The organism is Proteiniphilum sp. (assembly GCF_040307845.1).
Taxonomy (GTDB): Bacteria; Bacteroidota; Bacteroidia; order Bacteroidales; family Dysgonomonadaceae; genus Proteiniphilum.
This window is the reverse complement of the sequence record NZ_JAWRIS010000011.1, coordinates 1-25,488: the sequence shown is the minus strand read 5'-3', so window position 1 is coordinate 25,488 and position 25,488 is coordinate 1. Positions and strand designations below refer to the sequence as shown.

General features: G+C 46.3%; 20 protein-coding genes. 14 read left to right on the top strand and 6 right to left on the bottom strand.

Annotated features, from left to right (window positions below; genetic code table 11):
- Positions 1–29: 29 nt before the first annotated feature.
- The 3 genes from ABV001_RS02285 to glsA all read right to left on the bottom strand — a co-directional run bounded on the left by ABV001_RS02285 (position 30) and on the right by glsA (position 5,285).
- Positions 30–2,981 (bottom strand): SusC/RagA family TonB-linked outer membrane protein, encoded by a 2,952-nt coding sequence (locus ABV001_RS02285; RefSeq protein ID WP_352421319.1) that lies wholly within the window; start codon positions 2,979–2,981, stop codon positions 30–32.
- 406 nt (positions 2,982–3,387) lie between these two features.
- On the bottom strand, positions 3,388–4,431 hold the full coding sequence (gene glsB / locus ABV001_RS02280; RefSeq protein ID WP_352421318.1) for a glycine N(alpha)-acyltransferase GlsB: 1,044 nt from the start codon (positions 4,429–4,431) through the stop codon (positions 3,388–3,390).
- A gap of 32 nt (positions 4,432–4,463) precedes the next feature.
- Positions 4,464–5,285, bottom strand: coding sequence for a lyso-glycine lipid O-acyltransferase GlsA (glsA, locus tag ABV001_RS02275; RefSeq protein ID WP_352421326.1), 822 nt, complete (start codon positions 5,283–5,285; stop codon positions 4,464–4,466).
- A 273-nt stretch (positions 5,286–5,558) separates the two neighbouring features.
- Between glsA and ABV001_RS02270 the strand changes: the two genes are divergently transcribed.
- The 14 genes from ABV001_RS02270 to ABV001_RS02205 all read left to right on the top strand — a co-directional run bounded on the left by ABV001_RS02270 (position 5,559) and on the right by ABV001_RS02205 (position 22,754).
- Complete coding sequence (locus tag ABV001_RS02270; protein WP_352421317.1) at positions 5,559–6,011, top strand: division/cell wall cluster transcriptional repressor MraZ; 453 nt, start codon at positions 5,559–5,561, stop codon at positions 6,009–6,011.
- Between the two features lie 56 nt (positions 6,012–6,067).
- Positions 6,068–7,018: a 16S rRNA (cytosine(1402)-N(4))-methyltransferase RsmH gene (rsmH, locus tag ABV001_RS02265; RefSeq protein WP_502929821.1), complete on the top strand. Its 951-nt coding sequence runs from the start codon at positions 6,068–6,070 to the stop codon at positions 7,016–7,018.
- A gap of 221 nt (positions 7,019–7,239) precedes the next feature.
- Positions 7,240–7,572: an FtsL-like putative cell division protein gene (locus ABV001_RS02260; RefSeq protein WP_323424254.1), complete on the top strand. Its 333-nt coding sequence runs from the start codon at positions 7,240–7,242 to the stop codon at positions 7,570–7,572.
- An 18-nt stretch (positions 7,573–7,590) separates the two neighbouring features.
- Complete coding sequence (locus ABV001_RS02255) at positions 7,591–9,789, top strand: PASTA domain-containing penicillin-binding protein (RefSeq protein WP_352421316.1); 2,199 nt, start codon at positions 7,591–7,593, stop codon at positions 9,787–9,789.
- 119 nt (positions 9,790–9,908) lie between these two features.
- Entirely contained in the window at positions 9,909–11,378 is a 1,470-nt protein-coding gene (locus ABV001_RS02250; protein ID WP_352421315.1) for a UDP-N-acetylmuramoyl-L-alanyl-D-glutamate--2,6-diaminopimelate ligase, read from the top strand.
- Between the two features lie 100 nt (positions 11,379–11,478).
- On the top strand, positions 11,479–12,738 hold the full coding sequence (gene mraY / locus ABV001_RS02245; protein WP_352421314.1) for a phospho-N-acetylmuramoyl-pentapeptide-transferase: 1,260 nt from the start codon (positions 11,479–11,481) through the stop codon (positions 12,736–12,738).
- 68 nt (positions 12,739–12,806) lie between these two features.
- Positions 12,807–14,147: a UDP-N-acetylmuramoyl-L-alanine--D-glutamate ligase gene (murD, locus tag ABV001_RS02240; protein ID WP_352421324.1), complete on the top strand. Its 1,341-nt coding sequence runs from the start codon at positions 12,807–12,809 to the stop codon at positions 14,145–14,147.
- 240 nt (positions 14,148–14,387) lie between these two features.
- Positions 14,388–15,764, top strand: coding sequence for an FtsW/RodA/SpoVE family cell cycle protein (locus ABV001_RS02235; protein ID WP_352421313.1), 1,377 nt, complete (start codon positions 14,388–14,390; stop codon positions 15,762–15,764).
- Complete coding sequence (gene murG / locus ABV001_RS02230; protein ID WP_352421312.1) at positions 15,761–16,861, top strand: undecaprenyldiphospho-muramoylpentapeptide beta-N-acetylglucosaminyltransferase; 1,101 nt, start codon at positions 15,761–15,763, stop codon at positions 16,859–16,861. Before ABV001_RS02235 ends, murG begins: the two co-directional genes overlap by 4 nt.
- 224 nt (positions 16,862–17,085) lie before the next feature.
- Positions 17,086–18,468 (top strand): UDP-N-acetylmuramate--L-alanine ligase, encoded by a 1,383-nt coding sequence (murC, locus tag ABV001_RS02225; RefSeq protein ID WP_352421311.1) that lies wholly within the window; start codon positions 17,086–17,088, stop codon positions 18,466–18,468.
- 63 nt (positions 18,469–18,531) lie between these two features.
- Positions 18,532–19,263, top strand: a complete 732-nt coding sequence (locus ABV001_RS02220) for a cell division protein FtsQ/DivIB (protein ID WP_352421310.1) — start codon at positions 18,532–18,534, stop codon at positions 19,261–19,263.
- Between the two features lie 108 nt (positions 19,264–19,371).
- On the top strand, positions 19,372–20,730 hold the full coding sequence (ftsA, locus tag ABV001_RS02215; RefSeq protein WP_352421309.1) for a cell division protein FtsA: 1,359 nt from the start codon (positions 19,372–19,374) through the stop codon (positions 20,728–20,730).
- A 21-nt stretch (positions 20,731–20,751) separates the two neighbouring features.
- A complete protein-coding gene (gene ftsZ / locus ABV001_RS02210; RefSeq protein ID WP_352421308.1) occupies positions 20,752–22,047 on the top strand; it encodes a cell division protein FtsZ in 1,296 nt (431 codons plus the stop codon).
- Between the two features lie 263 nt (positions 22,048–22,310).
- Positions 22,311–22,754 carry a GatB/YqeY domain-containing protein gene (locus tag ABV001_RS02205; RefSeq protein WP_352421307.1) on the top strand — a complete coding sequence of 148 codons (444 nt, stop codon included), beginning with the start codon at positions 22,311–22,313 and terminating at the stop codon, positions 22,752–22,754.
- 22 nt (positions 22,755–22,776) lie between these two features.
- Here ABV001_RS02205 and ABV001_RS02200 read toward each other — a convergent pair whose 3' ends face one another.
- From ABV001_RS02200 to lolA1, 3 genes are all read right to left on the bottom strand, one after another.
- The gene (locus ABV001_RS02200; RefSeq protein WP_352421306.1) at positions 22,777–23,496 is read right to left on the bottom strand and encodes a hypothetical protein; all 720 of its coding nucleotides are present in this window, start codon (positions 23,494–23,496) and stop codon (positions 22,777–22,779) included.
- Positions 23,497–23,605: 109 nt separating this feature from the next.
- Positions 23,606–24,547 carry a thioredoxin-disulfide reductase gene (trxB, locus tag ABV001_RS02195; RefSeq protein WP_352421305.1) on the bottom strand — a complete coding sequence of 314 codons (942 nt, stop codon included), beginning with the start codon at positions 24,545–24,547 and terminating at the stop codon, positions 23,606–23,608.
- A 150-nt stretch (positions 24,548–24,697) separates the two neighbouring features.
- Positions 24,698–25,342 carry an outer membrane lipoprotein periplasmic chaperone LolA1 gene (gene lolA1 / locus ABV001_RS02190; protein WP_352421304.1) on the bottom strand — a complete coding sequence of 215 codons (645 nt, stop codon included), beginning with the start codon at positions 25,340–25,342 and terminating at the stop codon, positions 24,698–24,700.
- Between the last annotated feature and the right edge of the window lie 146 nt (positions 25,343–25,488).

Genomic DNA, 25,488 nt, shown 5'->3' with positions numbered 1-25,488 from the left:
ATCTTTTCATGTCATTCAATTCATTAAAATTAAAAATTAAGATTTAATCCGATACTGAAGTTCCTTGTATTCGGATAGAAATTATTATCCATACCTCCCTGGATTTCAGGATCGATACCTTTATACTTCGTGATGGTGAACACGTTTTGTACCGTTGCATTGGCCCGTAGGTTAAATCCTCTGACCACTTCTCCGAAATTGTAACTCAACTGGAAATAATCCATTTTTAAAAACGATGCGTTTTCAACAAAATAGTCGGAAATATCCTGTTTTAAATAGAACATCGTCTCTTTCAAATCGGGTACGGTGTTCATCAAAAAGCTGTTTGGGTTCATGACCTGCGCCAGCGTTCCCATATCGTAATTGGTGTTATTGAAGATATAGTTGCCAATGCTTGCGCGAAGTGATGTCGCGGCCGTCCAGTTTTTATAAGAGAAAGAGGAATTGAACCCCATGTAATAATCGGGGACGGACGAATGGAAATGATACCTGTCTTTTTCGTTGATTACACCGTCACCGTTCAGGTCGGCATATCCTTTGTCAACGGGCTTGCCATCAGGAGTGTAAAGTTGTTTATAGACATAAAACATGCTCGGCCTGTATCCTACGGAATGGATCATCAGTGTATTTCCTGTGCCTCCCGACACGTTGCCGAACGTGGCACCGACATAATTCGGATTGTCGTCATTCAGCGTCAACTGGGTGATTTTGGATTTGTTGTAAGTGATATTGAATCCGAAATCCCACCGCATATCCTTGTTATCAATCGGGATGACGTTAATGCTTGCCTCAATCCCCTTGTTATTCATTTTTCCGATATTCTGTACGATACTATTGGTAAAGTTGCCACCCATTGCCAGTGGAGTATTGTTCAACAAATCCTTAGTGTCTTTGTTGTAAAAATCGATACTGCCATAAATGCGGTTATTGACAAATCCCCAATCCAGACCTATATTGGTGGTAGTGGTTGATTCCCATTTGCGGTTCATGTCGTAACCATCTGGACGGTACATATTGTAAAATGTGTCGCCGAATAGATAGCGGGCGGTATTTTGGGAATAGCTGTATTTTGCCAGATATTCATAATTTCCTATTTCCTGTTGTCCCGTGATACCCCATCCAAAACGGAGTTTTAGATTTGAGAGGTTGTCGAAATCACGGAGAAAGCTCTCTTCGCTCATACGCCAGGCCACAGCCAATGAGGGGAATGTTCCCCAACGGTTGTCAGATCCAAAACGGGAAGAGCCGTCATGACGGACAGTTGCCGTGAACAAATACCGGTCCAGCAAGTTGTAGTTTAAACGCCCGTAAAATGAGATGAGCGTGTGTTGCGGCTTGTCTTTTTCAAATGTGGGAGTTGTTTTCTCCGTTGTGCCGTCGAAATAATAGACCGGATAATTGTGATTTGTCGTCAACCAATCCTGGTAGGTATAGCCTCCCATTACCTCCAGGCGGTTGGCTTGATTCAGCTGTTTGGTGTAATTTAAATATGCTTCCAACAGCAGGTTCCGGTTTTCCTGTTTGTATTTCGAACGTTCGCCACTGGGATAGTCTTTTGTGTAGAAAGCGGGAGACCAAGGTTGTGTGATTACATCGCCTGTCCCTTTTGAAATATCATATCCAAGATTCACATTCGCACGCAGATCGGGTAAGAAATGCATCATATAATCGAATTGAATGTTTCCGATACTGCGATATACATCAGATTGATCGTCTTTACCATAAAGTAATGCCACGGGGTTACGGGTTGCCATTGTATTTAAGTCGCCTGAATCCTGTAGCCAGGACCAGTAACCGTTTAACTCGTTAAACCCATCGGCGGTGACCGGTTTTGTGGGATCCATCCGCAATGCCGCGCCGATAGCGTCACTGTTTCCGAAACGGGAGTTTGAATAGGTCCCTTTGATATTCATGTTGACATTCAGGTGATTGTCGAGCAAGGAGGGGTTAAGGTTCAGACCGACGGTTGTGCGTTTCACGTTGTCTGTCTTCAATGTGCCGTCCTGGCTTAAAAAACCTACGGATACCCGATACGGCAAAGATTGACCCGCCATTCCGCTTATGCTCAGGTTGTTGTCGCTGGTAAAGGCAGAGCGGTAAATCTTTTTTTGCCAATCGGTATTGGCTGTTCCGAGCATATTGGTATAGCTCTGTTGCGCATGGGGATTGTTCTCTACCAAATCCCTGAATTCGTCACCGGACAATACTTCGATACGTTTGGCAACGGTTCCTATCGACGTTTGCAGATTTAAATCAATTTTCATTTTCTGCCCGCTCAGTCCTTTTTTAGTGGTGATGAGGATTACCCCATTCGAAGCGCGGGACCCATAAATAGCTGTTGCGGACGCATCTTTCAAAATGTTCATTGACTCGATGTCGTTGGGATTGATCATTGCCAGCGGATTAGAAGAACCCGAAATCCCTGCGTTTTCTACTGGCATTCCATCGATCACAATCAAAGGGTCATTACTTGCGTTCAGCGATGCGCCACCACGGATACGGATTGTAGTGCCACCACCCGCGCGCCCGCCGTTGGAAATAACTTGCACACCGGCGACCTTGCCTGCGATGAGTGACGTAGGTTCCGTGATCAGTCCCTTTTGAAAATCTTTTTCTCCAATGGCGGTAATGGCGCCTGTCAAATCATTCTTCTTTGCAGTTCCATAGCCAACTACTACCACCTCTTCCAACATCTCGGTATCTTCCTCCATCGCTATATTGATGGTTGTTCTGTTATTGATGGGAATGGATTGTGGCTTGTAACCGATGTAGCTTATTTCCAGTACACCGTCGGCGGGTGCCTGGAGGGTGTAATTACCGTCGTAGTCGGTAATTGTCCCTGAGGAAGTTCCTTGTACAAGGATATTGGCGCCGATAATAGGTTCGCCGGCAATATCCGTGATCGTCCCTCTCACATTTATCGTGGCGCCGGTTTGGGCACTGGCCGATAAAATCATTAGTGTGCCCGATAATATTGTCATCAGGAACACTTTCATAGTTTTTTTTAAATTTACATACATGTTGCTAACATTATAAGATTAACTGATTAATACTTACTTCATCCTCTACATAGTAATAGGCGGGACAACAATAAAAAATGAACGGTTAATGAACATTTTTCAATTATTATATTATTGACACCCTACTTCCGACGTCAAAATTAGGTTTTCTTAAACGGATCAATATTAAAACCAGGTTAATTAACTCGGTTTACTTGTGCAAACGATTGCATTTTTGGATGATAAATATTAAATTATCAGTTAGTTGTGTTATGGTATGCAGGAATGTGAAAATGCTCCTCCCGGATGATAATATATGTTTTCGGACAGGAATATACTGAATATTCCTGTCTTTTTGATAGGGGTGACAACTAAATCCTTGTGGTTGTTATCCTTTATTTTTCAGTCTTTTCCCGCGCTTTAATTGGGGAAGCTTCATTTTTCTACTTCCCGTTGTGCCTGCTATCCTTTTCCTGAGCAGCATAAGAAACCGTTTGCTGGGATTACTCTTCAGGTAAGATTCGATGTGACGGGCACGTTTTTCCTCCAGGATCTGGTCTATTTCAATGAGGATTCCGGATTCTTCCACATCGCCGAATTCATCGTTAACAGCAGTGCCGAAAAAGCGCATAGTAGGCGACAGGCTCATGTATGCATTGATCAGCGGAGGGATATTGTAGCCGAGGGCACGCACCTCTTTATTAAGTATCCTGTAATCTTCACTGAACTTTTTCCCGGTAAAAAGCTGTTTCATCCGGCTTATGTCGGTGTTTGTCATGAGCGGATCAATGGGAGTTACCAGTTTCTCGCTGTCGGGAAAATGCTTGTGAAGAAAATAGAGTATCATATTGCGTGCATCCTTATTATAGGTGCCATACATGGTTACCTTTCCAAAAAAATACCTGATCCCCGGATCGATAACGGTGAGGGCTCCCAACCCGTCCCACAGGTTATCGAGTGCAAAGATACCTTTTCTGCCCAACAATGTCGACTGGTATTCGAGTGAGACGAATGACCGGCCCAATTCCACAGTGTGAGGAAGATAATCCGCTATGAATTGCTCTGAAAAATTGTAGAGATGAGCGGTGGCAAGCATGGGCTTGTCGTGCTCGTTGAACTCCACATCAGAGCCATAGATAAAACGATAACCTCCCAATATTTCTTCATTTTCGGGATCCCATACGATCAGCTGTCGGTAAGGCACATCCATCGTGTCATATTGGTCTATATCAGCTTCTAATCCTGTTCCTCCGCCATAGTGGCGGAATGCGATCTCTCGTAACCGGCCAACTTCCCTCATCAGGTTGGGTGAATCATGCGCGGTGAAGACATAAATCTCGTTATTGGCCTTGTTGGTGGTCCTGACCCTCTTTTGAACGGTCAGTTCGCTTTTTATCAGATTCTTGTCGATAGGATCAATGATCTTCTCCATACTTTTTTCTTTTTTATCTTGTAACAGCCGTGTTATGCCATTGAATAAACCACCTCTTTTACCTGCTGGGCCCACTCGGCCGGTGTTTTGGATTTATCGAGTGTTTGATGGGGGATAGGCTTGCCAAAAGTGATGGTAAACGACTGGTTGCTGTTCTTGTACATTTCGTCCGGAAGAAAAATCAGTTCGATGTTGAATTTTATACCTGACGATTTGCGGAGATTGGCAAAATTGTAGAAAAAATTGGAATTTTTACCTGCAAAATGTACCGGGATAATATCTCTTTCATATTCAACTGCTTTAATGATAAAACTCTTCATCCATTCCAGATCTCTGATTACACCTTTTTGTTTCCTGGAACAGAGTCCGGCAGGGAAGGTGATCATTTGGTTGTCGGATGCGTAAGCCTCGTTGATGGCACGTGCCGAGTCTTTAGCCTGGGAGCCGTATTTGTTGATGGGCACAAAGATGGGTTTTAACGGATCAATATAATAGAGTACGTCGTTTACGAGATACTGGATCTTTCCGTTGTATCTTTCACCCAAAATGGCGGAAAGGCAAATGCCGTCGAGTCCTCCCAGCGGATGATTGGAAGCAAATATAAACCTGCCCTCATCAGGGATATTCTCATCTCCCCTGGTCTGTAGGGTGAGCTTGAACTCCTTGTCGATAAGAGCCCGCATAAAATCGACTCCCTCAAGTCCCTGGTTCCGTTCCAGGATGCCGTTAATGTCATCCTGATGGACAGTTCGCTTGAGATAGTTGATCAGAAATTTGGGAATTTTATTGTAGTATTTGGGTGATTTGTCTCTTAAAATACGGTCAATATCAACCCGAAATGCATGGTGATCCATCTGCATTGCCCTCTCCTTCTAAATCATCGCAAATGTACAAAAATAGTGGATAAAAGATAAGGATCAGCAAAAAAAACTTCTTTTTAGGAATGATCACTGAAAATAAGGAATGACTGTGTAAAATTCCCCACTTTGACATTTTAAATAAGTGTTTGATCTTCAGGGATTATCTGGTGCGATTTTGATTGTTGAAAACTTTTTTATAAATTTTTGTGTGGAAATGTGGGGGAAAGTGGATTATTTTGTACTTTTACCGCGTTATAAGTATCCTATATGTTGCAATTTCTGGGAAATATGGAAGCCAAAGCCGATACAAAGGGTCGAATCTTTGTGCCGGCCATCTTTCGCAAGCGCTTGCAGAGTGAGGGCGAAGAGTTCCTTGTGCTTCGTAAGGATATTTTCCAGGAATGCCTCGTGTTGTATCCCGGGAGTGTGTGGGAAAAAGAGATCGAGACACTCCGGAGTAGGTTGAATAAGTGGAACAGGGAGCAGCAGCAGATATTTCGCCAGTTTGTACTGGATGCTGAAAGGCTTGAGATGGACGCAAATGGACGGGTGCTTATACCGAAGCGTTATCTGCAAATGGTTTCCATTGAATCTGATGTCCGTTTTCTCGGGGTGGATGAAACCATCGAGATTTGGGCGAAAGAGAAGTTGGAAAAGCCGTTGGTGGATCCTGACGAGTTTTCTTCGAAATTACAGCAACTGATGGAACATTTTCATTAAGCAATGAGAACAGAAGACAAGCTTGCTTGGATTATGTCTTTGCGAGAAAATGTCTGATGAAATCGAATGAGGGGGGTATTATGGTTTTACGGGACGGACAGGATGAAAGAGTATATCATACGCCGGCGTTACTTGACGAGAGCGTCGACGGGCTGAATATCTGTCCCCACGGGATGTATGTCGATGTCACTTTTGGTGGTGGAGGGCATTCCCGTGAAATATTGAACAGATTAGGAGAAGAGGGGCGGCTGATCGCATTCGATCAGGATGAGGATGCTGCCGTCAATATTTCTGCCGATCCCCGTTTTACTTTTGTACATGGCAATTTTCGCTTCCTGAAGAACTTTCTTCGGTATCACGCTGTGGAAGCGATAGACGGCCTTCTGGCCGACTTGGGAGTGTCATCACATCATTTTGATATTTCAGAGCGTGGTTTTTCATTTCGTTTTCCGGGTGAGTTGGATATGCGTATGAATCGCCATGCGCAAAAAAGCGCATCCGATATCCTCAATGAATATGAGGAAGGGCAACTGTCCAACCTTTTTTTTCGGTACGGCGAATTGAGGAATGCCCGACAGATCGCGTCGGCGGTAGTACGGTACCGGCAGGACAAGCAAATCAGGGAAACTGATGATCTGCTTGCCATTCTGGAGCCTTTCAGCCGTAGGGAAAAAGAAAAAAAGACGCTGGCGCAAGCCTTCCAGGCACTTCGTATTGAAGTGAATGGAGAGATGGATGCTTTGAAGGAGATGCTTTTACAGGCTTTACAGTTATTGAAACCGGGAGGACGTCTTTGTGTGATCTCGTATCACTCGCTGGAGGATCGTCTGGTAAAAAATTTTTTCAGGACAGGCAACTTCGAGGGGGAACAGGTTAAGGACTTCTATGGGAATGTGGAGACTCCTTTCACGGTGGTGAGCCGTAAGGTGATCGTTCCCTCGGAAGAAGAGTTACAGCGCAACCCCCGATCGAGAAGTGCCAAACTTCGTATCGCGGAAAAAAAGTGAATTTTCTTAGGAACGAGGGCAGAAACAAAACTTGTTTTGATTATGCCGAGTGACGACAGAAAATCTACGTAGTGAAAAGTGAAAAGTGAGAAGTGAGAAGTGGGGGACTGGGAGACGAGGTGATTGAGGAGATAGGGTATAAAATTGATCAATCTCTTTCAATCATCATCAATCTCAAATAGTCTTGGTTCTTGAATCTTGACTCTTGATTCTAAAAGAAAATGAAACTGAAGTTCGATAACATACGCAAATCGTTTGTCCGTGTTTTTGGGGGGAGTGTCCTCACTGAGGGCATCTTCTCCAAAAACATGAGATTTGTTATTGCTATCGTGTTGGTGATGTTTCTGTTTATCAGCCATCGATATAAGGTGCTTCAGCAGATGGCGGAGATAGAGAAACTGCAGCAGGAACTCCGGGACGCGAAATATGAATCGCTCACCATCTCTTCGAGTCTTACCGAAGCGAGCAGGCAGGGCGAGATTGAACGGCGTATTGAAGAGGCGGGCTTGGAACTGAAAGTGACGAATGAGCCTGTCTATTATATAGATAAATAAACAATCGTCTTACAGAAAATGCAAAAACAAAATCGGAATAACAAGCGGGCTATTTTAGGCAGATATGGTTTTATCGTTGCCTTATTGATGCTGTTTGCCGTGATGGTTATCTTTTCTGCCGGTAAGATTGTGTTTACGGCCGAAGGGAAAAAATGGCGTGAAGTAGGTGAAAAAGAGACGGTAATCAGGGATCGTGTAATCCTGCCTAAAAGAGGGAATATTTATACTCATGACGGTAAGTTGTTGGCTACTACAGAACCACTCTACAGTATTTATATGGATTTCTGGGCGGATGGGATGCAAAAAGATACCCTTATCAAATATGTGGATGAGCTGTCGGTGGCATTGGCAACAAAATTTCCCGACAGAACCGTAGCCCAGTATAAGAATGTCATCATGGGTGGCTGGGAGATGCGTGAAAAAGAGCAGCGTCAGATCCGTGAAAATCAGGAGAACGCGATCGATAAACGGGTACCGATCCGTTCCCGCTATGTGAAAATATTACGCAAAGATATCTCTTATGTCGATTTGAAAGAGATCCGCACCTATCCATTCTGGAACCAGCGTTCTAACCGTAGTGGATTGATTGCCGAAGAAAGGAATGCCCGCAAAAAACCTTTTGGTAACCTGGCTAACCGTACGGTCGGCAGTGTCTACAAAGATATTGATAAGGGGGGTGCCAGCGGTCTGGAATTGAAGTATGATTCATTGCTCAGGGGTGTTTCCGGTGTGAAATTCCGCCAGAAGATACAGGGGCGATGGATGGATGTAGTGGAAAAACCGGCCGAAGAAGGATGGGATGTCATCACTACCATCGATGCCGCGATACAGGATATTACCGAACGTTCCCTGCGGGACAAATTGATAGAGACAGATGCCGAGTCGGGTACAGCTATCATCATGGAAGTGAAGACCGGTGAGATAAAAGGGATTGTCAACCTCGACCGGCTGAGTAATGGGGCCTATGCGGAAGGAAATCCGAATGCTTTCTCCTATATGAATGAACCGGGTTCTACTTTTAAGACGGTGACCGCGATGGTGGCACTCGACGACGGGGTGGTTATTCCCACCGACTCTTTTTATGTGGGAAACGGATTGTTCCAGTATAACAGGAGATGGGTTAGAGACCATTACTGGCGTAGAGGACAAGACAGAGGATATATGACGGTAGCTGAAGGAATTGCAGTTTCTTCGAATGTCGTAATGAGTAAAATCGCGTTAAAAGGATACGAAGATAACCCTGCAAAATTTGTAGAGGGCATAGACAGGATTGGTTTGAGGAAACGACTTACCTGGGATGTGCCGTTGAATGGTATCGAAGGAACCTCTTCCATTCGTTTTCCCGACGACAAAATCAATTACTGGTCGAAGACTACCCTCCCCTGGATGTCATTCGGTTACGAAACGCAGGTGCCGCCCATATATATGCTGATGTTTTATAACGGAATCGCCAACGGTGGAAAGATGATAAAGCCCTTTATCGCCAAACAATTTATAGATAAGGGTAAAGTGGTGAAGAACGTGGAGGCGGAGGTTGTCAACCCGAAGATGTGCAAGGAGACCACCTTGGAGCAGATACACCAGATGCTGTTGAATGTAGTGGAAAATGGTACTGCCAAGGTGGTGGGTTCCGACTATTTCCCCATAGCAGGCAAGACCGGTACGGCTCAGATCGCTTCCGGGGGAAGTTATTCCAGCTATTACGTTTCTTTTTGCGGCTATTTTCCCGCGGATGATCCCATGTACACCATTTTCGTGGGACTGAGAAAACCGAAAGGTGTACCTTCCGGCGGAGGAATGGCGGGTATGGTCTTTAAAAATATAGCAGAGCAGACCTATTTGCGAAAAGTACGGTTGGATGTGGAGGCCTGTAGGATAGATTCTACATTGCATAAAGAACCCATGCTCAAGAATGGTAACTGGGATCGGAACCGGTCGTTGTTGAGTGTGTTGAACCTTCCCGTGGAAGGGCCTGTGGAAGCTGCCGACTGGGTGAAGATGAAGTTGGATAGTGCCGCTTATCGGTCGGAACCGATTGCATTGAACAGCTCCCTTATTCCCGACGTACGGGGGATGGGTGCCCGTGATGCAATCTATCTGCTGGAGAAGTCCGGGCTAAGAGTAAACCTGATCGGAGCGGGAAAAGTGGTATCCCAATCACTTTCACCCGGACAAAAACTGGTGAGGGGTACTACTGTCACCCTTACGATGAGATAAGATTAGAGTAAAGAGTAAAGAGTAAGGAATAAAGATAGTGCCTTCGGCGATATGCACTTCCTGTCATAGTGTTTTTGACTTTTAAAAGTCTTTGTTCTTGATTCTAAAAATATAAAGGTATGAATCTGAGTAAATTGATTGAAGCTTGTGATGTGGTCGCGCTCCGTGGCAACGGCGAGGCGGAGGTGAAAGCCATCACGTCCGATTCGCGTATGGTAACTCCGGGTTCCCTTTTTATCGCGGTAGAAGGGATCTTTACCGACGGGCATGCTTATATCGGTAAAGCAATAGAACAGGGAGCGATTGCAGTGCTATACGATAAACCGATGATCGAGGAGTATTTCTCCCGGGTTGCTTATGTGCAGGTAAAACAGAGCGCAATAGCCCTGGCGCAGATAGCTTCGGCGTGGCATGGCAACCCGTCGTCGTTACTGAAACTGGTCGGTGTTACCGGAACAAACGGGAAGACCACTATCGCCACATTACTGTACGATACGTTCCGTCATCTGGGCTATCCCTCCGGATTGTTGTCCACCGTAGCCAATTATGTGGATGGTGAGCGGTATCCTACGACACATACCACACTCGACCCGATTACATTGAATGATTATCTGCGCAAGATGGTGGATGCCGGTTGTGAATATGCTTTTATGGAAGTCAGCTCCCATGCCATTCACCAGAAACGGGTGCATGGACTCCGGTTTGCTGGAGGGATTTTTACCAATCTCACCCAGGACCATCTCGATTACCACAAAAATATGCTGGAATACCGCAATGTGAAAAAGGCCTTTTTTGATGATCTTCCGGCGGATGCTTTCGCATTGACCAATATCGATGATAAAAACGGCCCGGTGATGTTGCAGAATACGAAAGCTGCCCAATACACCTATTCGGTGAAGGGAATGGCCGATTTCAAGGCCCGTATCTTCGAGAAGCATTTCGACGGTACCGATATAGAGATAAACGGTACAGAACTGACCGTGCAATTTGTAGGTACTTTTAATGTCTATAACCTGTTGGCTGTATATGGTGCCGGTATATTGCTCGGACTCGATGAGGAAGAGCTGCTCCGGACACTGTCGCTGCTAAAACCGGTGGCCGGAAGATTCCAGACATTGCGCTCACCGCAGGATTATACAGTGATTGTCGATTATGCGCATACGCCCGATGCTCTCACCAATGTGTTGAACGCCATTGATGGCGTATTGAATAAAAAAGGAAAAATCATCACTGTCGTGGGTTGCGGAGGTAACCGTGACAGGACTAAACGGCCGATTATGGCACGTGAGGCAGTCCAACTCAGTGATAAAGCGGTACTTACTTCCGATAATCCCCGGTTTGAGGAGCCGGAGGAGATTCTCCGGGATATGCTCGACGGGCTTACCGAAGAACAGAAAACGAACACCCTTACTATCGCCGACCGCCGGGAAGCGATCAAAACCGCTTGTGCGCTGGCACAGCCGGGAGATGTGATTCTCATTGCCGGCAAAGGGCATGAGGATTATCAGGAGATAAAGGGCGTGAAACATCATTTCGATGACAAGGAGGAAGTGGAGAGGATATTTGATAAAATGAAAAATGAAAAATGAAAAATGAAAAGTGAAAAGTGAATAGTTGAGAATTCTTAATTCTTAATTTTTAATTTTTAATTTCTTAGTTCTTTGTGCAATTAAAATCATTACACTAATAATGTTGTATTATTTATTTGAATATTTAGATAAACTTGATTTTCCCGGAGCGGGCATGTTCCAGTATGTAATGTTCCGTTCTGCAATGGCTGCCGTCTTCTCTCTTCTGATTGGGATTTTTGCGGGGAAGAAGATCATTTATGCGTTGCAAAGGAAACAGATCGGCGAGACCATACGCGACCTTGATCTGGAAGGACAATACAGCAAACGGGGTACACCCACCATGGGAGGAGTTATTGTAATCCTTTCTATTCTGGTTTCCACATTACTCTTTGGGAAATTGGAGAATATATATATTATCCTGATGCTTGTCAGCACGGTCTGGCTGGGGACATTGGGTTTTGCTGATGATTATATCAAAGTATTCAAAAAGGATAAAGAGGGATTAAAAGGAAAGTTCAAGATCGTGGCGCAGGTCGGCTTGGGGCTGATTGTGGGCCTTACCATCTATTTCAGCCCTGAGATAGTTGTCCGTGAAAATACGGAGATCCGTATCAATAACGTAATAGAAAATGTCACCTATAAGAACGAAGATGTAAAGACAACCAGTACTACCATTCCGTTTGTGAAAAATAACAACTTCGATTACAAATGGCTTGTCAACTGGATGGGGGATTATGCCGATACGGCGGTCTGGATTGTTTTCGTCCTGGTGGTAATCCTGATAGTAACGGCAGTTTCCAACAGTGCCAACCTGACGGACGGATTAGATGGATTGACGTCCGGCTCTTCGGCCATCATAGGGGTAGCATTGGGGGTGCTGGCGTATGTGTCGGGACGTGTCGACTTTGCCTCCTACCTCAATATAATGTACATCCCGGGAGGCGATGAACTGATGGTATTTGCTTCTGCTTTTGTGGGAGCCTGCGTGGGTTTCCTCTGGTACAATGCCTATCCTGCCCAGGTGTTTATGGGCGATACGGGTAGTCTTACAATGGGAGGCATTATCGGTGTTTTTGCCGTATTGATCCACAAGGAGCTCTTGTTGCCAATCCTGTGCGGAGTCTTCTTTGTAGAGGCATTATCGGTGATCGCTCAGGTAGCCTATTTTAAATTTACAAAGAAAAAATATGGAGTGGGTAAACGTATTTTCAAGATGACCCCCCTGCATCATCATTATCAGAAACCGGGTGACGGAAGCATCGATGCCCTTATTCAGAAACCTTTCGCTCCATTGGCTGAGCCGAAGATCGTAAGCCGTTTCTGGTTGGTAGGGATGATCCTTGTGGTGTTGGCTTTGGCGACACTCAAGATGCGGTAATGAGACTGGGGGACTGGGAGACGAGGAGATAGGGTGAGACTGGGAGACTTGATAATTGAATGAGAATGATGGAGACGAAATTGATAGTGATTCTGGGTGGTGGCGAGAGTGGTGTGGGTTCTGCCATACTGGCGCAAAAGAAAGGGTTCCGGGTATTTCTTTCCGATAACGGGACGCTGAGTGATACTCATCGTGAGACATTAGAGAAGTACCGGATCGATTTCGAGGAGGATGGCCATAGCGAAGAGACCATATTGGCGGCCGATGAGATTATAAAAAGTCCCGGTATCCCCGACACTGTTCCCATCATGCAAAAGGTGTTGGCAAAGGGTATTCCGGTGATCTCCGAAATAGAATTTGCCGGTAGATATACCGACGCCAGGATGATCTGTATCACCGGAAGTAACGGAAAGACGACCACGACCAGTCTGATCTACCATATTCTCCGCTCAGCAGGATTGAATGTGGGGTTGGGTGGTAATATCGGAAAGAGTTTTGCCCGCCAGGTGGCCGAAGAGTCCTACGACTATTACGTATTGGAATTGAGCAGCTTTCAACTGGAGGGTGTGTATGATTTCAAAGCCGATATAGCAGTGCTCCTGAATATTACCCCCGATCATCTGGATCGTTACGATCACAACCTGCAAAATTATGTGGATGCCAAGATGCGGATTATCCGGAATCAGAAAACCGAGGATGCATTCATCTACTGGATAGATGATCCTTTGGTGACGAGAGAAATAGAAAAGTTGAAGCCGTCGGCGACCATTTATCCATTTGGCGAGAAGAAAACCGGTCATGCAGTTGCGTATACTGATAACGGGAAAATGTATATTCAAACGAAAGAAAATATATTCGATATGGAACTGGAATTGCTTGCATTGGAAGGGATGCATAACGTGTACAACTCAATGGCATCGGGGATAGTCGCAAAACTGATGGATGTCAGCGATGAACAGTTGCGTACATCCCTGTCCGATTTCAAGGGGGTCCCCCACCGTCTCGAGAAAGTGGCGACGGTGCGTGGAGTCCAGTATATCAACGACTCCAAAGCGACCAATGTGAATTCATGCTGGTACGCCTTGCAGAGCATACGCACGAAGATAGTACTGATCCTCGGAGGAACGGATAAAGGGAATGATTATGCCGAGATCGAAGAATTAGTGCATCACAAAGTGAATGCGCTGATTTTCCTGGGAAAAGATAACAGTAAACTGCATGCATTCTTCGACGGAAAGGTGGATGTGATCCGGGATGCCGGTTCAATGACCGAGGCGGTGGATATGGCCTATCGCCTGGCGCAGAAGGGTGAGACCGTTTTGCTTTCACCATGTTGTGCCAGCTTCGACCTGTTCAAAAACTACGAAGACCGGGGCGATCAGTTTAAGGAATGTGTGAGACGGTTGTGATTCGATGGTTATTCGGTAGTTATTCGAATTTACCTTGTAAATTTAGATATTTGCTGCGCTCGACATAGTAAAAACAAGTTTTTCCTCTGTGCTCGCTTATTGTAAATATTCAGGTGTAATTGAGCTACGTGCGAAGCACGAATAACGCACGAAGTGCGAATATCAGCGCAGCGAATAACATGCGAAGCATGAATAACGATAGACTAGCATGCGAAAATCAGTAAATCAGAAAATCAAACTATGTTTAACGACAGTAATCAAATAGCCGATCCCGATCAATGGAATGAAGAGGTAATGGAGACAGGATCTTCGTTAGGTGATTTCGGGCGTAAGATTTTCAAGGGTGACAAGGTAATCTGGGTGATTTTCATCCTTCTTTGTGTTATTTCACTGGTGGAGATTTTCAGTGCGACAAGCACGATTGTCTATCGCCAGCAAAATATGTGGGGACCGATATTACGGCATGCCATGTTCCTCATAGGCGGGGTGGGAGTTATCCTGCTTATCCACAATATACCGTACCGCTATTTTTCATCGTTGATCTTTGTTTTGATTGGCGCTATCGTATTGTTGATACTGACACCCTTTATAGGTACCAGTGTCAATGGGGCAGACCGTTGGATATCTTTCATGGGCTTCACTATTCAGCCTTCGGAAATAGCGAAGATATCGCTGATGGGAACCATCGCTTTTCTACTGAGTAAGCAAAACGGGGAAAACGACGGCATCCTCTTCCGATGGATGATAGGATTGATGGTAGTTGTCTGCGGGATTATTGCCATGGATAACCTGTCGACGGCGGTATTGTTGTTTGGTATTTGTTATCTGCTGATGTTTATCGGTAATGTGAAGTTCCTGCGACTGTTAAAAGTGGCAGGAATAGGAATAGGGGGGATACTCCTGTTTATCCTGATGCTGAATGTGATCCCCGACAATTGGACTGATTCCGGACCACTAAACCGGTTGGGTACATGGAAGAACCGTATTGCCAGTTTCAGTTCACATAAAGAGTTGTCGGAAGAAGAATATTATACTATTACCGATGAGAATTATCAGGTGGCACACGCCAAGATTGCCATTGCCAACGGTGGGGTGGTGGGTGTCTTTCCCGGAAACAGTACAGAACGTGATTTCCTGCCGCAGGCCTATTCCGATTTCATCTATGCGATCATCATTGAGGAGATGGGGATTCTGGGTGGACTTTTTGTCCTGCTGCTCTATGTGATTATCCTGATCCGGGCGGGAATGATTGCGAGGAAGACCGAGAAGCTCTTTCCCAAATATCTTGTCCTGGGATCTGCCTTGATGCTTTCCATACAGGCTTTTGTCAATATGGCGGTGGCTGTCAACCTGATCCCCGTCACCGGACAGCCGCTACCCCTGGTGAGTCGGGGTGGTACTTCCACGCTGATCACCTGTGCTTATTTCGGATTGATTCTGAGCGCCGACCGCTTCGGCATCGGTAAAAAGAAAAAGGAGGAATCCTCCGGGGTGGAGTCCGGACAGGACGAGGATAACGACGATAACAAGGACAATGATCTCCATGATCCGATGAAAGAAATAAAGTCAGTCGACAAGCTGGAAGATAAAGTTGAATTTGAAATTATTCAGGTATGAAGCGGATAATCATCAGCGGTGGCGGTACAGGAGGACATATTTTCCCCGCTATCAGTATTGCCAATGCAGTGAAAGAGCGGTGGCCCGACAGTGATATCCTTTTCGTGGGTGCGGAAGACAGGATGGAGATGGAGCGCGTACCGGCAGCAGGATACAAAATCATCGGCTTGCCGGTAGCCGGTTTTGACCGTAGCCATCTCCTGAAGAATTTTTCTGTGCTGCTGAAGCTTTTTAAAAGCATGCGGAAGGCGAGTAAAATTATCATGGATTTCAAGCCTGATATCACTGTGGGGGTAGGAGGATATGCCAGTGGTCCTACATTGAGGGCGGCTGCCGCGAAAGGTGTACCGACACTTCTTCAGGAACAGAATTCCTATGCCGGCGTGACCAATAAGATGCTGGCGAAGAAAGCCACTACTATCTGCGTGGCTTATGAGGGGATGGAGAAGTTTTTCCCGGAAAAGAAGATTGTGCTGACCGGCAATCCCTGCCGGCAGGATCTGATAATATCGGAAGAGAACCGTTCGCAGGGGTATGCTCATTTCGGGCTGGATCCGGCCAGGAAGACGATTTTGATGCTGGGCGGAAGCTTAGGCGCCCGTACCCTTAACCAAAGTATTATAGGTGCTTTTCCGAAACTGGCCGGTGCCGATGACCTGCAAGTTGTCTGGCAATGCGGAAGATATTACTATAAGGAGATGCAGCAACTCCAAACGGAAGGCAAGGTACCACCCAACGTACATCTGCTCGATTTCGTGTCGCGGATGGACTACGCTTATTCGGTGTCTGACCTGATTATATCCCGTGCCGGTGCCGGATCTATTTCGGAATTCAGCCTGCTGGGAAAGGCGGTCATCCTGGTGCCATCGCCCAATGTGGCCGAGGATCATCAGACGAAGAACGCTCAGGCATTGGTAGACAAGGACGCCGCCATTATGGTAACGGATCCGGAGGCTCCTGCTGTTCTGTTCGATAAGGCAATAGCACTTGTGAGGGATGATGAGCTACTGGCTAAGTTCAGTGGAAATATCATAAAACTGGCACAGCACGATTCCGCGAAACGGATCGTAGACGAAATTGAAAAGATAATTCGATAGTTATTCGGTAGTTATTCGGTAGTTATTCAGTAGTTATTCGGTTGTTATTCAGTAGTTATTCAGTGGTTATTCGGTTGTAGTTCAGTAGTTGTTCGTTGGTAATTTGAGCATTATCCCGCAAAGCGGGAAATAACGCGAAGCGAATAACGGCGTAAGCCGAATAACGCACGAAGTGCGAATAACAATAGAATAACAATAGAATAATAATATAATGGAACGGGAAGATGAATTATGAATCGATATATTTTGTAGGTATTGGGGGTATTGGCATGAGCAACCTGGCCCGTTATTTCCTTTTGAAAGGGAAGAGGGTAGGAGGCTATGACCGTGTTGAGACGGCACTTACCCGGTCGTTACAGGAAGAGGGGGCATTGATCCATTATGAGGACAATATCCGTTTCATTCCGGCACCGTTTCTCAATAAGGAAAAAACGCTGGTCGTCTATACACCTGCCGTGCCGGCATCGCACAGTGAACTTCTCTATTTCCGGGAAAACGGTTATGCGGTAATGAAAAGGGCGCAGTTGCTCGGTGAGATCACCGCCACAAGCGATGCCATCTGTGTGGCGGGAACCCACGGAAAGACTACCGTTTCGAGCATGATCGCCCATCTGCTGAGGCAGTCGACTGTGGATTGCAATGCCTTTCTGGGTGGAATCCTGAAAAATTATAATAATAACCTGTTACTCTCTGAGAAGAGTCATATCACGGTGATCGAAGCCGATGAATACGACCGCTCCTTTCACTGGCTGACGCCCTGGATCGCTGTCGTCACTTCGGCCGATCCCGATCATCTGGATATCTATGGTACGGAAGAAGCGTACCGGGAGAGCTTTGAGAAGTTCACTTCGCTGATCCGGCCCGAAGGGCACCTGATCATGAAAAAAGGAATACCAATGACCCCGCGTACCGGGGAGACGGTGAAGATATGGAGCTACAGTGAAACGGAAGGAGATTTCCATGCGGAGAATATCCGTATAGGAAATGGAGAGATTGTGTTCGATCTGGTGACGCCTTCGGAGGTTATCCGTAATATTTCACCGGGTGTTCCCGTGATGATCAACATAGAGAACAGCGTGGCGGCCGCCGCGGCAGCTTTGCTATGCGGCGTCACGCCTGATGAGATCAGGGAAGCGCTACATACGTTCCGGGGAGCCGGAAGACGGTTCGATTTCCATATCAAGAGCGATAGGGTTGTTTTCATCGATGATTATGCCCATCATCCCCGGGAACTGTCGGCTGCCATCCAATCGATCAAGGCACTCTATGCCGACAAGAGTGTAACAGCGGTCTTTCAACCCCATCTCTATTCCCGCACCCGCGATTTCGCAAAGGAGTTCGCGGAGAGCTTGTCGCTTCTGGACGATGTGATACTGCTGGACATTTATCCGGCCAGGGAAGAACCCATTGAGGGAGTCACCTCCCGGATCATTTTCGACAAGATAACATCGCCACAGAAGGTGCTGTGTGCTAAACAGGAATTGACAGGCTTGCTCAAGGAAAAAGATGTGGAAGTGTTAGTGACGTTCGGTGCGGGAGATATCGACCGGCTGTTGCCCGAAATTGAGCAGGTGCTGAAAGAAAAATATCTGTCGGGAACCAAATGATTTTGAAGAGTTCATCTGATTAAATAACAAATTGTATCTTTGCAGTGGATAAATTCCCGGACGATGAAAAAAATTCTCATCATATTGGTTACAGCGGTGGTCATTGGCTACCTGATCTTTTCGGCATCCTATTTCAGGGATATGTCGAGAAACAAGGTCTGTGAGAATTTGAGTGTGGTGGTGGAAGACAGTGTCCACTACCGCTTCGTATCAACGCGGGATATTATCGATCTGGTGAGGCGGTATGACCTCGATCCGGTCGGTAAACCTTTCGGCGAGATTAACACGTTGGCGATACGCGATACCATCCTTACCAACAAGCTGGTGGAGTCTGCGAAGGTTTTCATCACTCCGGGCGGTTCTGTCAGGGTGACGGTATCTCAACGGAAGCCGGTATTGAGGGTTATTTCTGATATGAAAGGTAACTTTTATGTGGATAATGAACGTCGTATTATGCCTGTTTCCGGTAATTTCGCCGTATATGTCCCCGTAGCTACCGGAGTGATTGATGAGGAGTTTGCCCGGGACCAGTTGTCTGATTTTGCACTGTTTCTTTCTTCCCATCCCGATTGGGATGCATGGATAGAGCAGATCGTGGTGCATAAGGACCGGGAGGTGGAGTTGGTCCCAAGAGCAGGTGATTTCAGGATCATTATGGGAAGCCTCGATAATTACCAGGCCAAGCTGGCAAAATTTGCCCGTTTCGTGGATGAAGGGCTTAATGTGGTGGGATGGAACCGCTATTCCGCTATCAACCTAAAGTACGATAACCAGGTAGTCTGTACGAGAAAATAGGTATTGATGCAAATGATGTTAAAAAACAAACAAAAGACATTGAAAGAATGTTTGTTAAAAAAATAATGTAACCTAACGAAATTGAAGGTTCATCTTTGACTGAATAATATGACGCAATCTGGATTTATAGCCGTAATTGATCTTGGCAGTTCCAAAATCAAAGGAGTTGTGGGCCGTAAAAACGAAAATGGAGTCCTCTCCATCTTGGCAAGCAGTTCTATCGACTCGGGGAGTTCGATCCGCAGAGGAATGGTCTACAACATCGAACAGGCCGGTGCGAATGTGCAAAAACTGATCGTGATGCTCGAAAACAGTCTGGAGAGGCGGATTGGGAAAGTCTATGTCTCACTCTCCGGACAATCGTTGCATACGATGGAGTTCAGTGAGATGCTGCGGATCTCATCGGGGATGGTCACCGAAGAAGAGGTGAGCCGGTTGCGCAAATCGGCCGAGAAATTCCAGCCTGAACTGAAACGGAATTACAGGATCGCGGATGTGGAGTATTATATCGACGACAAGCCGGAACCGAGTCCGATAGGAGTGACCGGCTCCGAGATAGAGGCCGGGTTCAAGGTGATTGTGGGTCGCCCCAATCTACTCGTGAACATCGAAAAAAGTATTACTGCCAAAACCGGCCTGGAGATTGCAGATTATATTGTAGGGCCGATGGCTTCGGCCGCCATTGCGTTAAACGATGAGGAGAAGGAATTGGGTTGTGCCTTTTTGGATTTTGGCGCGGGAACAACCACGTTGTCAGTCTATAAGGGAGGAATACTCCGACGGATGGTGGTCATTCCTTTCGGTGGGAAGAATCTCACGAAAGATATCTGCGCGTTGAATTTCACCGAGAATGATGCCGAGCAGCTCAAGATAAAATTCGGAAAAGCCTTCGAGAGCCAGGATGGACCTATGTTCATGTCTCCCTTCTCGTCAAAACCCGACGTCGACCTTACCGAACTGAACAAGGTGGTCGGTATGCGTCTGGATGAGATAACCGCCAATATCAAAGAACAAATCGTTCTCTCAGGATATGATGGTCAATTGGGTGCGGGGCTGATCATAACAGGTGGTGCTTCGCAACTCAAAAACCTCGATCTTTATCTCACGCAGAAGTTAAAAATGCCGGTAAGAAGGGCATCCGCCAAAAAAACACTGGTCAATAATTCCCCTGACCTGATGCATGACCCCGCCTTTACGCAAACGCTGGGGATGCTCCTTTTTGGTGAGGCGAATTGTGAAATGGTAAAGCCAGAGCCTATTGAATCGGAAGAAGAAGATCATGGGAACAGCAGTAGATCCGGTTCTTCCGGCTGGTTCATTCCAAAAGGACGAAATTCGAGATCCGAAAAGAAGCCGAGGCCTCCAAAAGAAAAGAAATCCAAACCTGAAAAAGAAGAGGGTACCGGGTTCTTCTCTAAAGTGGAAGGTATGTTCGGAGGCTTATTCTCGGAAGAAGATGATGAATAACACTGTTTTTATTTACAGGAGATGGACGACGAATTATTGGATTTTCAGATAGAGAGCCGTACCGATGCGATTATCAAGGTGATCGGTGTGGGTGGAGGTGGCGGTAATGCCGTGAACCACATGTTCCAGGAGGGGATACATGATGTCTCTTTCGCATTGTGTAATACCGATAACCAGGCACTGATGGAATCGCCCGTGCCGATTAAGGTGCAGCTGGGCGGACATACCACCGGAGGACTCGGGGCAGGCAATAAACCCGAAATAGCGCAAAAAGCGGCCGAAGAGAGTGTCGATCTGATCGAAGATCTTTTGAACGATGGTACGCGGATGGTTTTTATCACTGCCGGAATGGGCGGTGGAACCGGCACTGGTGCCGCGCCCGTGGTAGCCCGCGTGGCGAAAGATATGGGAGTGCTTACAGTGGGTATCGTGACCATACCTTTTATGTTTGAAGGGCCGAGGAAGATCGTGCAGGCATTGAAAGGGGTGGAAGAGATGGCAAAAAACGTGGACGCGCTGCTGGTGATCAATAACGAGCGCCTGCGTGATATCTACAGCGACCTGACCATGCTCAACGCTTTTGCCAAGGCGGATGATACGCTGGCGACCGCCGCCAGGAGCATCGCGGAGATCATCACCGTACACGGGCATGTGAACCTCGACTTTGCCGATGTAAATACTACTCTGAAGGATGGTGGCGTGGCCATCATGAGTAGCGGTTTGGGTAAAGGGGAGGACAGGATCAACGTGGCAATAAAAAATGCGCTGCACTCGCCATTGCTCAATAACAATGATGTATTCAGCGCCAAGAAGATATTGATCAACCTCTCTTTTGGAGAGTCTCATCCACTGATGATGGAAGAGATGAACGCACTCCACGACTTCATGTCGAAGTTCAGCCGGGAGATCGAGGTCATCTGGGGGGCTGCCGTGGAAGAGTCGCTCGACGAGGAGGTAAAGGTGACCTTGCTCGCTACCGGTTTCTCGATTACCAGCGTGCCGGGAATCGAAGAGCATGAACAGGAGAAAACGCGGGCCGAGCAGATACAGTTGCAGATAGAGAAGGATGCGAAACTGGCGCAGGAGAAGAAAGACAAGGAGCTGATCGAGAAATATTACGGCAAGACCGGCCTGAAAACGCTGACCAGCATCAACTACCGGTTAGAGCCTTTCGTATTGACTATCGACGAACTGGATGATGACAAAGTGCTGGAAGCATTGGAGAAAACACCGGTCTTTAAGCGGGAACCCGACTTTAATCCCCGTATCTTTTCATCGGAAGTACAACAACAGCAATCATCCTCTCTTTTCGATTGATATTCGGTGGTAATTCGGTTGATATTCAGTTGTTATTCGGTGGTTATTCAGTGGTAATTCGGTGATAATTCGGTGGTAATTCGGTGGTATTTCGGTGGTAATTCGGTTGTTATTCGATAGTTATTCAGTTGTTATTCGGTTGTTATTCAGTTGTTGTTCGGTGGTAATTTTAGCATTGTCCCGCAAAGCGGGAAATAACGCGAAGCGAATAACGCACGAAGTGCGAATAACAATAAATCATTAAATCATCAAATCAAAATTTTATGATAGATACAATTACAGACGAGATAAAAAAAGCCATGCTGGCCAAAGATAAAGTGCGGCTGGAGGCATTAAGGGCAATCAAGAAGGAATTACTGGAAGCTAAAACCGCCAAAGGTGCGGATCATGAACTTACGGAATCGGCAACGACAGCCATTCTGCAAAAGATGGTGAAACAACGTAGGGAGAGCGCAGAGATCTATGCTTCGCAAAACCGGCAGGATCTGGCAGAGCCGGAGATCGCCCAAATGGAAGTAATCCGGGAATTTCTTCCGGCCCAACTTTCCCCTATAGAGCTGGAAGCAGCGATCAAACGCATTATAGAGGAGACAGGGGCATCATCCCTGAAAGAGATGGGTAAAGTAATGGGTATTGCCTCCAAACAACTGGCCGGAAAGGCCGAAGGAAAAGATATTTCCGAAACTGTAAAACGTTTGTTGGTGTGACCGGCAAACGTTTTTTACGGATTTACGGGACGAATTGATTCTTCCTGATATAGGGTACATAGACCTTTTTCATCCGTTTATCCAGTTTATTGGTCTTTTGTGCCTTTTTCTCCAATTTCTGCAACTCTTTATCCCTGTTTTTGCCGGTGCTAAGGTCGTCGGTAAGCATCAGCAGGGAAAGGGTTTCCTCGTCAATAAAATTGATCCTGAAGGCAGCCGTTTTGTTTTCGATGATATCGTTCTCTGCAAGTCTTATCCGGTAATCTTTTCCCGGAGTATGATCAAAAGAGATGGGATCATACCCTAATGAACGGGCAGAGATGGAACCAATCTTATTGCAAGGTGTGAAAATTACCTTTCCATCATTGCCTGTGACTTTGCCTTCGATGAGTTTTCCCGATTTGGTGCGGGATTCCACCAATATACCCTGAATGGCATAACCCTGTTGACTGATTGTATGCACAACGCAAGTGTCCTTTCCTGAATTTTCCATCAGGTCGCAGGTTGTCTTATCTCCGCTATAATCCGATGTATGGATGAAGAGATAGTCATCAGCCACTTCATAGGTGCCCTCTCCTACATGTGCCGAAGAAAGCCCTCCGAAACCACTTATACGGAATATCACCCTCTCATTCGAAAAAGCAATGGAATCGGCATTATTTTTATAGGTCCCATCGAATTGTTGCGCAAAGAGAGATGTTCCCGATAGAAGTATACCTGCAAGTAACCGAATTTTTTTCATGCTCGTTTATGTGTCATGTATTATAAAGAGCAAAAATACGATTAATATTCGTGACTGAAAAGGATGAAATGTTAAAAGGATTCTCTTGCGGGATATCTTCTGAAATTATTTACAACCCTTTTTCTGCAAGGTATCGTTCCGCGTCTATGGCGGCCCTGCAACCGGTTCCGGCTGCGGTGACCGCTTGCCGGTAGATGGGGTCTGCCGCGTCGCCACAGGCAAATACACCTTCCACATTGGTTTTCGTGGCAGGATGTTCGGTGAGGATATAACCTACCTTGTCGGTATGGATAAAATCCTTGAATATACCGGTGTTGGGAGTATGCCCGATAGCGAGGAAGAACCCGTCGATGGGAAGGTCATAACGTTCTTCATCCTGTTCGCCCAGCCGTTTTACCAGATGGACGCCCTCCACTCCGTTTTCACCGTAAAGGCCTACGGCATTGTGTTCGAAAAGAACTTCGATCTTGGGATTGTCCATCACGCGTTCCTGCATGATCTTCGAAGCACGCAGGTAATCCTTGCGGACAATCATATAGACTTTGTTGGCCAATCCCGACAGGTAGGTGGCTTCTTCACAGGCGGTATCGCCACCGCCTACCACGGCTACCACTTTCTTGCGGTAGAAGAACCCGTCGCAGGTAGCACAGGCCGACACGCCTTGTCCGGCATACTTAGTCTCATCCGGCAGGCCGAGGTATTTGGCAGATGCCCCGGTGGAGATGATGACGGTGTCGGCTTCAATCACCTGCTCATTGTCGATTGTGACTTTGAGGGGACGCACGGAAAAGTCGACGGCGGTAGCCCTGCCCGAACGGATGTCCGCTCCGAATCGCTGTGCCTGTTTCTTCAGGTCCTCCATCATTTCAGGTCCTGTAATCCCTTCGGGATAACCCGGGAAATTCTCTACCTCGGTGGTAGTGGTTAACTGTCCACCTGGCTCCAATCCTTCATAAAGGATGGGTTCGAGATTTGCCCGTGATGCGTAAATAGCTGCCGTATATCCGGCCGGCCCTGAACCGATGATCAGGCAACGTGTCTTATTTCTCATTTTTATTATTGAATTTTAGAACCTTCTCCACTGTTTGTTGTGCCGGGAGAAAGTGTATGGATTATTAATTAGCTCAAAGTTACGACTTTTCTTTTATATACCACACGGGTTATTATCATAATCTATTTGCGGTAAACGGAAAATATGGACTTACCTGAGATCCACTATCTCAACGCCGGGATGATTGTTCTTGTCGAATGTGAATGTGGCATCGCTGAATTGGTGGTTGGTGTTGTAACCCGAAATATCGATTTTGTTTTTCATCCCATCGGCCATGACGAGGATTACCTCTATGATATGGCCGCTCTCCTTGTCGATGGCAGCAGTGATGGATTTGAAATCTTTATTCCCTTCGGCGGGAACCATGTCGATCAGGTGTGTGCTTCTTCCATTGATTGTTTTGGATGCGGGTGCTTTCAACGTAAATCCGGTCTTGTACATACCCAGGAGTGCCAGCGGACTGATGGAGGCTATCTCTGTCGTCGTGGGAGCGCTGACATTTACTTCATTCACATCCTTCATCAATACCCATTGGGTTTTACCGTCGAACCAGACATCCATCGCTTCCATCTCCAGCTTGAACTTGTCGCCTTTGATATAGGCTTCGCCCGACTGCGGCTCGTAGGCAACGCCCTCTTTATCGGTCATGGTTGCCTTGAACGATAACCTGATGCCGTTGGATGCTTCGTAAGTGCTATATGCTTTGTCTAAAAGTGCCCTGGCATCGCTTGTGTTTTGGGCGAATGTATATCCTGATAGGGAAAAAATCAATAATAGGAATGTCAACTTTTTCATCTTTCTTTCCATTTAAAATCCAAATAAACTTGGATAATTCATTTTAATTAACTTTATAATTTTATCTTTGTATCAGGGTGTTAAGAGGAAACAGGCTCTACTGGGGAGCAACCTGTCAGCAATAAGCACCCTGACGGTACGCGGTA